The following is an 11,944-nucleotide window of genomic DNA, read 5'->3' on the forward strand; positions in this document are numbered from 1 at the left end:
CGTCAGATCCCGGACTTGCCCGACGCCCAGCGGACGACACCCTGGTACCGGGGGCCGGCCACGCGCACGAACGCGTCGATGATCTTGGCGTCCGCGCCGATCAGGACCCGGACCTTCTTCTTCTCGACGCCGTCGAGGATCACGTTGGCGGCCTTGGCCGGGGTCGTGCGAGCGAGCACCTTGTCGAAGTGCGCGCTGATGTCGCCCTTCTGGTCGATGCGCTCGTCGACCGCCGTGGCGTTGCGGACGATGTTCGTCTTGATGCCTCCGGGGTGCACACAGGTGACCGAGACGGGCTTCTGGGCCATCTTCAGCTCCATCGCGAGCGCCTCGGTGAACCCGCGGACCGCGAACTTCGCGGCGTTGTAGGCGCTCTGCGACGGGACGCCGAACAGGCCGAAGACGCTGGAGATGTTGACGACGTGACCGTCGCCCGAGGCCTCGAGGTGCGGCAGGAAGGCCTTGGTGCCGTTCACGACGCCCCAGAAGTCGACGTCCATGACGCGCTCGAGGTCCTTGTAGGGCATCTCGGTGACATTGCCGAAGTAGGCGATGCCGGCGTTGTTGATGACCAGGTTGACCCGGCCCAGCTCGGCGGCGACGGAGTCGGCGTAGTGCTCGACGACCTCACGCTGCGAGACGTCGATCGTGTCGGTGCGCACGGTGCCGCCGATCGCGCGCGCCTGCTCGGCGGTCGCCTCCAGCCCGGCGACGTCGACGTCGCTGATCGCGATCGTCGCGCCCCGGCGCACCAGCTCGAGCGCCAGCGCCCGTCCGATGCCCGATCCCGCTCCCGTCACTACGGCGACCTTGCCGTTGATCCAGCTCATGTGTCCGCTCCTCTGTGCTCCACGTCACGACGTTCCGATACCGACGGTATCTCAGTGCATGACTGTATGTCGAGGGTGAAGTTCTCCGAGGACGGCATACCTTTCGAGGCTCGCTCGTCCCTCGCTCACACCTCAGGGCGCGGACAGGTGCCGGCCCCTGAGGTGCGAGGAACGAGCCTCGAAGGGGCCACCTCAACCACCGGTGGTGGCGTCAGAGCTTGAGGCGGACGCGGGGGCGCAGGCGGACGTTCGGGAGCTCGGGCGCGGGGATGAAGTCCTCGCCGTGTCCGTCGACACGGCCGTACCGACCGCCGACGGGCTGGCCCATCCAGTCGTCGCGCGCCTGCACGATCTCGTCGTGGTCGCGACCGATGAAGTTCCACCACATGACGAGCTTCTCGGCGAACGGCTCGCCTCCCAGCAGCAGCACGGTGCGGCCGGCACCGTCGAGGCGGACCCGCGAGGTGGGGGCGAGGTACTGCAGGGCGCGGTGCTCGATGGGCACACCGTCGACCGAGACCGGCCCGTCGAGCGCGAGCACGCCGTGCTCGAAGGACGGGTCGAGGTCGAGCACCACGTCCGGCTCGTCGAGCGTGATCTGCACCCCGACGAGCGGCGTGTAGACGCGGGCCCGCGACGACAGGCCCGCGAAGTCGCCCACGATCAACGTGCCGTGCCAGCCGCGCCCCTCGACCGTGGGCAGGTCGGGCACGTGCTCGAAGTCGGCGGCGCCGTGACGACGCGACTCCGGAAGCGCCACCCACAGCTGCACACCGCTCATGGGGGTGGGGTCGGACGGGTCGCTGATCTCGGAGTGGGAGACGCCGGCGCCCGAGGTCATCAGGTTCAGCTCGCCCGGCTTCAGGACGACGTCGGACCCCAGGTTGTCGCGGTGCCGGATCTGGCCCGCCACGGGCCACGTGACGGTCTGCAGACCGATGTGCGGGTGGGGCAGGACGTGCATGCGCGCGTCGGTGGGGCCGAAGTGGTCGGCGAAGCACCAGGCCCCGATCGTGGGCCGCGAGCGGTGGGGCAGGGTGCGGTGCACCGTGATGCCCCGGATGCCTCCCAGCGGGACCTCGCGCGGCAGCAGCGTCTCGGCGGTCATTCCTTCACCCAGGGTCATGAGCCCATCGTGTCACCGGAGAGGTGACCGTGGAGCTGTTCGAGGTCGTCGCTCGTGCCGCCGGCCGTGGTGAACCAGCCGTGCACCCCGCCCTCGTGGGCCTGCCAGATCTCGACCGCCGCCAGGACCGCCTCGGGGCGGGTCTCGAAGAAGGAGGCCGGCAGGGTCAGGCGGTGGTCGTGGCCGGCCGTGGCCGACAGGCGGGCGTCGATCGCGGCGCGGTTCTTGGCGGTCTCGAGGTAGTCGTCCACCACGTCGTCGAGGCTCGCCCCGACCAGCAGGAGCGCGAGCGCGACCGAGATGCCGGTGCGGTCCTTGCCCGCCGCACAGTGCACGAGCGCGGGACCGGGCGACGTGGCGACCGCGCGCACGACGTCGACCAGCATCGGGGCCGCCGTCTCGACCACGACGCGGTACAGGCCAGGAAGGTCGGTCGGCCGAGCCGCGCCGGGGCGCAGGGCCCCGAGCAGCGGCAGGCGGTGGATCGTGGCGTCGTCGGCCAGCGGGTGCTCGGGCTCGATCTCGCTGGCCGAACGGAGGTCGATGACCGACGCCGGCGGCCAGACCACGCCGATCGGGGCCGCGTCGCCGGCCGCCGGCGCGGCGCTGCGCAGGAGGCGACCGGGGGCCACGGAGCCTCCGTCGATCGCGATGCCGTGAAGATCGCGGAGGTTCGGGACGAGGTCGGGCATGCCATCCATGATCGGCCATGGGGAGGACGGACCGGGCTCGGGTCGGGTCACTAGGCTGGGCCCATGCGCATGAGCCGTCGGGCAGCCACCACCGCCGCCCTCGGGACCGCGGGGGCCATCGGCGCGTCCGTGGGGTTCGTCTTCGGCGAGACCGTCCTCGCCCGCCGCTTGATCGGCGTCACCGAGGCGCGTCCGCCGTCGCCCGACGGCCTCTACGGCGACAACCTCACGGGCGACCCCGTGCGGCTGCTCGTCCTCGGCGACTCCGCCGCCGTCGGGTACGGCATGCAGACGCAGATGACGACCCCGCCGGCGATCCTCGGCTGGGGGCTCGCGCAGCTCGTCGGCTGCCCCGTCGAGGTGCGCAGCGTCGCCGTGGTCGGCGCCGAGAGCAGCGACCTCGCCGAGCAGGTCGATCGCGGCATCGACTTCGCCGCCGACGTCGCCGTGATCGTGGTCGGCGCGAACGACGTGACCCACCTGAAGTCGATGAGCGACGCCGTGGGCGACCTCCAGGTCGCGATCAGCCGGCTCGTCGACGTCGGCACCGACGTTGTCGTGGGCACGTGCCCCGACCTCGGCACGGTCCGTCCCCTCTGGGAGCCGCTGCGCTCGATCGCCCGGCTGCAGAGCCGCCGGATGGCGCGGCACCAGACCGTCGGCTCGATCGAGGCCGGAGCCCGCACGGTGTCCCTCGGGTCGCTGCTCGGGCCGATGTTCTCCGAGCAGCACGAGCTGATGTTCGGCGACGACCGGTTCCACCCCTCGGCCTCGGGCTACGCCGGCATGGCCGGTGCGCTCCTGCCCTCGCTGGCCGACGCCGTCCACGAGCAGCGCAGCGAGCCGCTCGAGGACCGCGCGGGCGAGACCGAGGAGATGATGCCGGTCGAGGAGGCCGCCGAGGCCGCCGCGCAGCAGTCCGGCACCGAGGTCCGTCGCACCGGCCGCTGGGCCGCCGTCATGCGCCGCCTGCGGTAGGACCTGGCCGAACGGCCCGAGGGCGCCATGGTTCCTTTGGACCATCTGGTCCCGATTCGACTCCCCCGAGGTGGAAACCGACCTAGCCTGTCGGCTCAACCAACTCACAGGAGACACACATGAAGTTCGGCAGGCCCATGGCCGCCCGTGCCGCCGCTATCGCCGCGGCAGCAGCCGTCGCCCTCGCGACGCCCACCTCCGTCCAGGCCGCCACCGGCGAGGACCCCTACTTCCGCTGGGACAGCGGCGTCTGCGGCAACAGCATCGTCATCTCCGCCAAGACCAGCTCCGGCGTCGTCGAGTGGTCCACCAACGGCACGGTCCAGGCCTCGCACGGCGCGTACTGGTTCCCGAGCGAGAACTTCGGCTACCCGGACGCCGGGGACGCGGTCCGCCTCGGGTACTCCGGCGGAACCTTCGAGTTCGTGACCTACGGCCTCAACAACAACGACGACGTCGTCTGGGGCCCGTCGTTCCAGAACATCCCGATCGTGGCCTGCGCGGGTCCGTTCAACGACGTCGCCGTGTCGCACGCGTTCGCCAACAACATCGTGTGGCTCTACAACACGGGCATCACGACGGGCTACCAGAACGGCGACGGCACGGTCTCGTTCCGCGGCTCGCAGCCGGTCCTGCGCGAACAGATGGCGGCGTTCCTGTACCGCTTCGACCACGAGGGCGGCAACCCCCCGAACGACGCTCCGAACGCGACGTTCCCGGACGCGGCGACCAACACGTTCACCAAGCACATCGCCTGGCTGGCCGAGCAGGGCATCACGACGGGCTACGTCGAGAACGGCGTCACGACGTTCCGCGGCTCGCAGTCCGTGCTGCGCGAGCAGATGGCGGCCTTCCTCTACCGCCTGGCCGGCAAGCCGCCGGTCGACCTGCCCGCGACCTCCCCGTTCGCAGACGTCCCGACGAGCCACACGTTCTACAAGGAGATCGTCTGGCTGGCCTCCCAGAACATCACGACGGGCTACGTGGAGAACGGCGTGAAGACGTTCCGCGGCTCGCAGCCGGTGCTGCGCGAGCAGATGGCGGCGTTCCTCAACCGCTACCAGGACAACGTCGTCAGCGTGTCCTGATGCCCTGAGAACGAGGAACGCCCCCGACCGGAGTCCGGTCGGGGGCGTTCCTCGTCAGCGCTGGGTGACCGCGTGATCAGTCGCCACGCAGGATCGCCAGGATGCGGAGCATCTCGAGGTAGATCCAGATCAGGGTGACGGTCAGGCCGAAGGCTGCACGCCACGACTCGCGCGCCGGCAGGCCGGCCTCGACGCCACGCTCGACGAAGTCGAAGTCGAGGATCAGGAAGAACGTGCCCAGGATGACCAGGCCGATCGAGACGACCAGGCCCAGCGCGTTGAAGCCGCGCAGGCCGCCCGACTCGAGCACACCCGTGAGCGAGAGCACCATGTTGAGCAGCAGGACGCCCACGATGCTCATGCCCGCGATGACGACGACCTTGCGGAACTTGTCGGTCACCTGGATGTTGAAGAACTTGTACGCGGCCAGCGTGCCGGCGAAGGCGACGAAGGTGCCGAGCACGGCCTGGAACACGATCGAGGCATCACCGATCCAGCTGGCGATGACCTTCGAGAACGCACCGACGAGGACGCCCTCGGCGGCCGCGTAGGCGAGCACCAGCGCGGGGCTGATGACCTTCTTGAAGGAGTTGACCATCGCCAGGCCGAAACCGATGATGGCACCGCCGAAGGCGAACATCTGCGCGCGCTGCAGGTTCTCCTGCGTCGCGGTGACGTCGCCGAGCAGGAACCACGTGACAGCGGCGGCGACCGTCAGGACACCGAGCGTGATCGCGGTCTTCTCGACGACGGAGTCGACCGTCATGCGGTCGGACGCGGCGCCGGCCGGCGGGGCGTAGCCCGGCTGTGCGTTGGTGTCGATGGTCCACTGCGACGGGTCGGTCTGGACCGACGACGAACGGCCGTTGAAGCCGTCGTTGCGGGAGAACACGGGGTTCGAGCTGTGCATGATTCCCTCCGGGAGGTCGGCTCGCATCATCGAGCCTGATGGGGTCACCCTATACAACGCACGGTTGCGGCGTTTTGCTCCCGGGTTGAGAAGTTTCTGTGCGCAACCTGTGGTGGGCGGCGATCAGCCCGCAGGCGTGGCCTCCGGCGTGACTCCCGGCGTGGTCTCGGGCGTCGCCGCGGGCGTGAGGGCCGGGACCTGCAGGAACGGCGACGGCCGCGGGACCGTCGCGGCACCCGTGACGGGCCGCAGCGTGCCGTAGTCGTCGCTGTAGGCCTCGACCATGCTCATCGGGTAGACGTTGTACGCCGGCTGTCCCGTCACCAGGGTCATGGGGGCCCACAGGCCGAGGTCGACGCAGTCGGGGTCGAGGCAGCCGTTGCCGCCGGGCACCGACGTCGCGAGCGGACGGCCGTCCTGGTCGAACAGCTGCACGTCCGAGAGCGGCTGGCCGTCGGCGCCGTACGCGAAGATGTTGGTCACCTGCTGCCCGTCGAGGTACACGCCGGTCAGGTCGGCCGAGACGTAGCTGTCGTCGTCGACGTACTCCGAGCCGAACGACGACGGCAGGTACGCGAGCATGGCGAGCACCACGAGAGCCGCGGCGACGTTGCCGGCGACCACGATGCCGGTGACCCAGCCGGGCCAGCGTCCGAGACCCAGCGCGACGCTGCCGATCGCGAACAGCACCAGCACGACGAGGGAGCCGAGACCCCCACCCGTGCCGAGCACCCCACCGACGAGGACCCACGCGGCCCACGCCCGGAGCAGCCACCACGCAGGGCGCAGGGAGACCACGAAGGCGACGGTGCGCTCCAGCACCGGGTGGTCGGCGACGAGGCTGCGGGCGTCGCGCCCGAGGTCGCGGATCGTGTCGGCGACCGACGAGCGGCGCGACGTCGGCTCGGGCGCCGGGAGCCCAGCGGCCGCGCGCAGCTCGGCGGCGTAGGCCGCCGGGTCGCCCAGCTCGCGGGCGAGGTCCTCGCGAAAGGCCTCGGCGAGATCGGCCTCGAGGCCGTCGGTGAGCTCCTCGACCTCGTCCTCGGGCAGGTCGGCCAGCGCGGCGCGGACGCTCGCGGCGAAGGAGGCGATCTCGGTGGGAACCGTCGTGGTCATGCTGCTGCCTCCGGGGTCAGGAGATCGGTCATGGTCGTCGAGAACTCGGCCCACACCTTGCGCTGGTGCTCCAGCATCGTGCGGCCCTGGTCGGTGATGCCGTAGTACTTGCGGTGCGGCCCCTCCTCGGAGGGGACGACGTACGAGGTCAGGGCACCGGCGGAGTACAGCCGGCGCAACGTGCCGTAGACCGACGCGTCACCCACGTCGTCCAGGCCAGAGGCGCGCAGTCGTCGCACGACGTCGTACCCGTATCCGTCCTCGGCCTCGACGACCGCCAGCACGGCGACGTCGAGCACTCCCTTGAGGAGCTGTGTGGCATCCATGCGCTGGACAGTACCACGGATTGCGCACTACCGCGCTGACCGCAACCGCGCCACGCCGCACGCGCTCAGGCGCCGACGTCGACGCGGTGGTGCTCGAGGTCGTGCAGGAGGTACTGCGTCAGGGTCGCGGTCGTGAACTCCGAGCCGTTGGAGCGGACCCCGCGGCGCTGCCAGGCGTCACCGTCGACCCGGGCGAGCGCGCTGGCGAGCCGCTCCCCCTCGCGCGCCAGGCCGTCGGCGACCGCCCCCGGCTCGGCGTGGGCGTAGTCGCCCTCGATCGCCGCGGCGTCCTGGTCCCAGTTCGCGAAGTGGGCCGGGTCCTCGTGCAGCATCTGCTCGATGCGGCCGGCGAACACGGTGAACACGTCGCGCACGTGGCACGCGTACTCCAGGTCGGACCAGCGACCGGGCTCCGGGCGCACGGCAGCGTCCTCGCGCCCCACGACGCCCTGCCACGTCGCCACCTGGCCGGCGATTCCCGCCCCGACGGCCGCCGGATCGACGTCGGCCGCCACGAATCCGCACTCCGGGCAGGGCTCGGACAGGACCCAGGTCCAGTCCTTGTCGTCGGGCTGGATCGAGTCGGCTGCACGCGTCACGACCTCATCCTGACGCCCTCGCTAGGGTGCGCACCATGTCCGATTCGGCCGACACCCGTCCAGATCCTGCCGCCGACGCCCCGACGGGCTACCGCACCGAGCCCGTCTCGTTCACGCGTCGCGGCGGACGGCTCAACGACCGGCAGCAGCGGTCCTGGGACCTCCTGGCGGACACGATGGTCCTCGACGTCACGCGGCAGGGGCCGTCGACGTCGGTCGACCCCGACGTCCGGTTCGACGCCGCCGCGACGTTCGGGCGCGAGGCTCCGCTCGTGGTCGAGATCGGCAGCGGCCGTGGCGAGGTGCTCGTGCACGCCGCCACGCAGGCGCCGGGCACCGACTTCCTCGGCCTCGAGGTCTACAAGCCGGGCGTGGCCCAGACCCTCATCGGGATCCGCCACGGCGAGCTGACCAACGTGCGCCTGGCGATCGTCAACGCCCCCGAGGCGCTCACGACGATGCTCCCGGAGGGCTCGGTCGACGAGCTGTGGGTGCACTTCCCCGACCCCTGGCACAAGAAGCGCCACCACAAGCGCCGGCTCGTCACTCCCGCGTTCGCCGAGCTCGCGGGCCGGGTCCTGCGCCCCGGCGGCACGTGGCGCCTCGCGACCGACTGGGCCGAGTACGCGGAGCAGATGGCCGAGGTCGTGGCCGGCTCCCCCGACTTCGAGGGGGGCCGCAGCGAGCGGTGGGACGGCCGGGTGCTGACCCGGTTCGAGGCCAAGGGCATCGCCGCCGGTCGCGAGATCCACGACCTGACGGCGGTGCGCGTCTAGCGTCGACGCAGGGCCAGGAACCCCAGCGCGAGCGCAGCCAGGCCCAGCACGAGAGGCACGGCCAGCAGGCCCAGCAGCAGCGGCGAGCCCAGGATCCCTCCGACGATCCCGAGCGCGAGCGCGCCGCCGAGCAGGAGACCGCCCAGGACGAGCCACAGGATCGCCCCCACCACGGCTCCGACGGAGGCGGGCGCGTAGCCCAGCGGAGCGAGCCGCCGCTGGATCTCCTCCGTCCACGGACGGGTGTCGAAGCCCAGGTCGTACGCCCCGCCGGGACCGACGCCCTTCTCGATCCGGCGCGACGACACCGTGCCGGAGTGCGACGACCACGACGCGGAGCCCGTCAGGCCGCCGGGCGTGACGCCGCCCGACGCGTCGCCCTGCCGGACGGTGACGACGTAGCGGCCGCCGCCCCCGAGCGTCACCACGATCTCGGCGCGCACGGCGACGGCGCCGGTCAGGCCGGTCGCTGCCGCGCCGTCGGCGATGCGCAGCGTGACCCGCGGCCCGTCGACCGACACCTCCGCGCCGCGCTCGTGGGCCAGATCGGTCAGCGTCGCCGTCGCGGCCTGCTGGGAGGTCGTCATGCCCCCATCCTCCCGGACGCCTCCGGTCGACGCCTCGGTGCTCCCGGTGGGGGTCGAACCCACACTGGGACGGGTTTAAGCCGTCTGCCTCTGCCGATTGGGCTACGGGAGCGCGGTCCGAGCCTAGTCAGCGTCGATGGCTGCCGTGATGCCGCGCAGCGCGGCGACGTGGCCGCGATAGGCGGCGCGGCCCGCGGGGGTCAGGTGGACCCACGTGCGGACGCGCCCCCGGCCGGTCGGCTTCTCGAGCTCGACGTAGCCCGCGTCGACCAGAACCTTGACGTGCTTGCTGACGACCGAGTCGGCCACGCCCAGCAGGTCGCGCACCGCCCCGAACTCCGCCGACGTCACGGCGTCCAGGAAGGCGCACGTGCGCAGGCGGAGCGGGGCGTGGATGACGTCGTCGAACGCCGGCGCGGGTTCGGCAGCGGTCACAGCTCGCCTCGGAGGTCGGCCCGCAGCACGCGGTCGTACTGGCGACCCGTCACGACCACGCCGAGCGCCAGGGCGGCGGCGATGACCCAGATCCACCCGAACGCGACGTCGGTGTACCAGGCCAGCAGCATCGCCGCGAGGGAGCCGAGCGCACCCACGACGCCCATGAGCTGCGCCCAGCGGGAGGCCGGGCCGGGCTGGTAGCCCGAGATCCACATCCCCGTCAGGCGCCGGTAGGACCACACGAGCAGGCCCACTCCGGCGAAGAAGACGACGATCCCCGCGACCATCAGCCACGGCTCGCCCGAGGCCAGCGCCACGGCGTACAGGCCGAAGAGCACGCCCAGCACCGGGTGGTACCACCACGGCGTGACGAGGCGGTCGGCTGCCGCGCGGCGGGCGGCCGCCACGGTTGCCAGGGACTCGTCGTCGTGCCCGAGATCGTGCGGTGCGTCGCTCATGATGACTCCCCCGATTGACTTTCCATGACAGAAAGACAATAACATTCCGTCTCGGAAAGTCAAACGGTCGCGGCGCTCCGCGCGATGCCGTCGAGGATGTCCCGCTCGCTCACGAGGACCTCGCCCGTCGCGAGCGGGGCCACCTCGAGGAGCCGGTCGAGGATCAGCGCACCGGCCCCGATCACGTCGGCTCGGCCCGGATGCATGAAGGGCAGGTGGCGACGGTCGGCGACCGGCATCTGCACGAGCGACAGGCACGCCTCGCGGACCTGGTCGATCGGCAGTCGCGCTCCGTGGATGCGCTCGCTGTCGTACGTCGACAGCTGCAGGGCGTGAGCCGCGACCGTCGTCACGGTGCCGGCGACGCCGATGAACCGGGTGACGGGCTCCCACCCGGCAACCGCCGGGGCGAGCAGCGCGTCCAGGTGGTCGACGAGGTCGGTGATCTCGGTGATCGAGGGCGGGTCGTTGGCCAGGAACCGCTCGGTCAGCCGCACCGAGCCGATGTCGAGCGAGATGGCCGACACGATCTGGCCCGCCTCCCCGCGCACGAGCTCGGTGGAGCCGCCACCGATGTCGACGACCAACGACGGCTCGGGCCCCAGCTCGGCCGTGGCCCCCAGGAACGAGGCCCGGGCCTCCGCGTCGCCCGTGAGGATCTCGGGCTCGACGCCCAGGACCTCGGTGATCGCGGCGCGGAACTCGTCGGCGTTCTCGGCGTCGCGAGCGGCGGACGTGGCGCAGAACCGGGTCACGTCGACACCCATCTCACCGATCGTCAGCGCGTACTCGCGGGTGACGGTCACGGTGCGCTCGATCGCTGCCGGATCGAGGCGGCCCGTGCGGTCGACCCCCTCGCCGAGGCGCACGACGCGCATCTCGCGGATCAAGTCCTTGGCGCTGCCGTCGGGCCCGAGATCGGTGACCAGCAACCGGATCGAGTTCGTCCCACAGTCGATCGCCGCGACGCGTGTCATGCGATCCACCCTAGTGACGCCGCCGGGTGGCCGAGGAAGCCCCTCAGGGCGCGGCCGGGGCGCAGGAGGACTGGCCCCAGTAGTCGCCGAGCATCGCGACGGCCTCGTCGCCGAGCGTGTTCAGGCCCGGGCCCTTCGCGAGCGCGTGCCCCACGAGGACGTGCAGGCACTTGACGCGGGTCGGCATGCCACCGGCGGAGATGCCGTCGATCTCCGGCACGTGCCCGATCGCCTCGCGCTCGGCCAGGTAAGACTCGTGCGCCCGCAGGTAGCCGGCCGCGAGGTCGGGGTCGTCCAGCAGGCGCTGGCTCATGTCGGCCATGACCCCGGCCGCCTCGAGCGTGCCGATCGCCCCGGCGAGGCGGGGGCAGGTCAGGTAGTAGAGCGTCGGGAACGGGGTGCCGTCGGGCAGCCGCGGCTCGGTCATCACGACGTTGGGGTGCCCCGAGGGGCAGCGCGCGGCCACCGTGACGACGCCACGGGCCGGGCGTCCGAGCTGCTCGCGGATCGCCGCGAGGTCCTCCGGACTGGGGGGAACGGGCTGGGTCACTGACCATCTCCTGCGGGCTCGGAGCCCAGTGGTGCCTGCGGTGTCTCGTCGGCGGGCGGAGCCTTCGGCTCGGGCTTCTGCCCGGAGACCTTGACGCTCTCCCACAGCTGGCCGTACCACGCGGGCTCGGCGTCGCTGGGCGGATCGGCCAGCTGGGGCACGTCGCCCTCGACCTGGCCGTCGGCGTCGATCACGCGGTACCCCACCTCGCCGGGCAGGACCCAGCCGAAGCGCTCGCGGGCCTGCTGCTCGACGTACGCCGGGTCGTCGAAGCGCGCGGCGTCGTCCTCGAGGCCGTCGATCGTGGCCTGACGGATCTCGATCTCAGCGGTGGTGGCGCGGATCTCCTGCCGCTGCTGCCACCACGTGTGGACCTGCGCGGTGTAGGAGGCGACCAGCAGCACCATGACGGCCAGCAGCACCATCGCGCGCGCCGTGAAGCGCGAACCACCCGCGCCGCTGGGCGCGGCGGGCCGCCTCGGCGGGCGGGGGG

The 11,944-nt window shown here is 71.7% G+C and carries 16 protein-coding genes and 1 tRNA gene; 3 read left to right on the forward strand and 14 right to left on the reverse strand.

Annotated elements, in window-relative coordinates; all coding sequences use genetic code 11:
- Positions 1–2 precede the first annotated feature (2 nt).
- The 3 genes from ABD127_RS09605 to ABD127_RS09615 form a co-directional block, all read right to left on the reverse strand.
- Complete coding sequence (locus ABD127_RS09605; RefSeq protein WP_344200515.1) at positions 3–830, reverse strand: SDR family NAD(P)-dependent oxidoreductase; 828 nt, start codon at positions 828–830, stop codon at positions 3–5.
- Positions 831–1,041: 211 nt separating this feature from the next.
- Positions 1,042–1,956, reverse strand: a complete 915-nt coding sequence (locus tag ABD127_RS09610) for a pirin family protein (RefSeq protein WP_344200518.1) — start codon at positions 1,954–1,956, stop codon at positions 1,042–1,044.
- Positions 1,953–2,648 (reverse strand): tyrosine-protein phosphatase, encoded by a 696-nt coding sequence (locus tag ABD127_RS09615; RefSeq protein ID WP_344200521.1) that lies wholly within the window; start codon positions 2,646–2,648, stop codon positions 1,953–1,955. The genes ABD127_RS09610 and ABD127_RS09615 overlap by 4 nt, the downstream gene beginning before the upstream one ends.
- A 63-nt stretch (positions 2,649–2,711) precedes the next feature.
- On the opposite strand from ABD127_RS09615, the gene ABD127_RS09620 reads away from it, so the two are divergent.
- Together ABD127_RS09620 and ABD127_RS09625 are read left to right on the forward strand one after the other, a co-directional pair.
- Complete coding sequence (locus tag ABD127_RS09620; protein WP_344200524.1) at positions 2,712–3,626, forward strand: SGNH/GDSL hydrolase family protein; 915 nt, start codon at positions 2,712–2,714, stop codon at positions 3,624–3,626.
- A gap of 119 nt (positions 3,627–3,745) precedes the next feature.
- Positions 3,746–4,714, forward strand: coding sequence for an S-layer homology domain-containing protein (locus tag ABD127_RS09625; RefSeq protein WP_344200527.1), 969 nt, complete (start codon positions 3,746–3,748; stop codon positions 4,712–4,714).
- A gap of 76 nt (positions 4,715–4,790) precedes the next feature.
- On the opposite strand, the gene ABD127_RS09630 is transcribed toward ABD127_RS09625, so the two are convergent.
- From ABD127_RS09630 to ABD127_RS09645, 4 genes are all read right to left on the reverse strand, one after another.
- Positions 4,791–5,624, reverse strand: a complete 834-nt coding sequence (locus tag ABD127_RS09630; RefSeq protein ID WP_344200529.1) for a Bax inhibitor-1/YccA family protein — start codon at positions 5,622–5,624, stop codon at positions 4,791–4,793.
- 123 nt (positions 5,625–5,747) lie between these two features.
- Positions 5,748–6,740, reverse strand: a complete 993-nt coding sequence (locus tag ABD127_RS09635; RefSeq protein WP_344200532.1) for a hypothetical protein — start codon at positions 6,738–6,740, stop codon at positions 5,748–5,750.
- The gene (locus ABD127_RS09640) at positions 6,737–7,066 is read right to left on the reverse strand and encodes a PadR family transcriptional regulator (RefSeq protein WP_344200535.1); all 330 of its coding nucleotides are present in this window, start codon (positions 7,064–7,066) and stop codon (positions 6,737–6,739) included. Before ABD127_RS09640 ends, ABD127_RS09635 begins: the two co-directional genes overlap by 4 nt.
- Positions 7,067–7,131: 65 nt before the next feature.
- Complete coding sequence (locus ABD127_RS09645; protein ID WP_344200538.1) at positions 7,132–7,665, reverse strand: DinB family protein; 534 nt, start codon at positions 7,663–7,665, stop codon at positions 7,132–7,134.
- 35 nt (positions 7,666–7,700) lie between these two features.
- Here ABD127_RS09645 and trmB point away from each other — a divergent pair, with 35 nt between their 5' ends.
- Positions 7,701–8,441, forward strand: coding sequence for a tRNA (guanosine(46)-N7)-methyltransferase TrmB (gene trmB / locus ABD127_RS09650; protein ID WP_344200541.1), 741 nt, complete (start codon positions 7,701–7,703; stop codon positions 8,439–8,441).
- Here trmB and ABD127_RS09655 read toward each other — a convergent pair.
- The 7 genes from ABD127_RS09655 to ABD127_RS09685 form a co-directional block, all read right to left on the reverse strand.
- Positions 8,438–9,028, reverse strand: a complete 591-nt coding sequence (locus ABD127_RS09655) for a hypothetical protein (protein WP_344200543.1) — start codon at positions 9,026–9,028, stop codon at positions 8,438–8,440. The two genes, trmB and ABD127_RS09655, sit on opposite strands and share 4 nt — an antisense overlap.
- Positions 9,029–9,066: 38 nt before the next feature.
- Positions 9,067–9,140, reverse strand: a tRNA-Leu gene (locus ABD127_RS09660).
- Between the two features lie 11 nt (positions 9,141–9,151).
- Complete coding sequence (locus ABD127_RS09665) at positions 9,152–9,463, reverse strand: transcriptional regulator (RefSeq protein ID WP_344200546.1); 312 nt, start codon at positions 9,461–9,463, stop codon at positions 9,152–9,154.
- Positions 9,460–9,924 carry a DUF4395 domain-containing protein gene (locus ABD127_RS09670; RefSeq protein WP_344200548.1) on the reverse strand — a complete coding sequence of 155 codons (465 nt, stop codon included), beginning with the start codon at positions 9,922–9,924 and terminating at the stop codon, positions 9,460–9,462. Before ABD127_RS09670 ends, ABD127_RS09665 begins: the two co-directional genes overlap by 4 nt.
- Positions 9,925–9,983: 59 nt before the next feature.
- Entirely contained in the window at positions 9,984–10,901 is a 918-nt protein-coding gene (locus ABD127_RS09675) for a Ppx/GppA phosphatase family protein (protein WP_344200550.1), read from the reverse strand.
- A 43-nt stretch (positions 10,902–10,944) separates the two neighbouring features.
- Complete coding sequence (locus ABD127_RS09680; RefSeq protein ID WP_344200553.1) at positions 10,945–11,451, reverse strand: DUF501 domain-containing protein; 507 nt, start codon at positions 11,449–11,451, stop codon at positions 10,945–10,947.
- Positions 11,448–11,944, reverse strand: a 497-nt coding sequence (locus tag ABD127_RS09685) for an FtsB family cell division protein (protein ID WP_344200556.1), incomplete at its 5' end; no start/stop codon positions are given. The genes ABD127_RS09680 and ABD127_RS09685, both read right to left, overlap by 4 nt.

It is taken from the genome of Aeromicrobium alkaliterrae (genome assembly GCF_039529015.1).
Classification (GTDB): Bacteria; Actinomycetota; Actinomycetes; order Propionibacteriales; family Nocardioidaceae; genus Aeromicrobium; species Aeromicrobium alkaliterrae.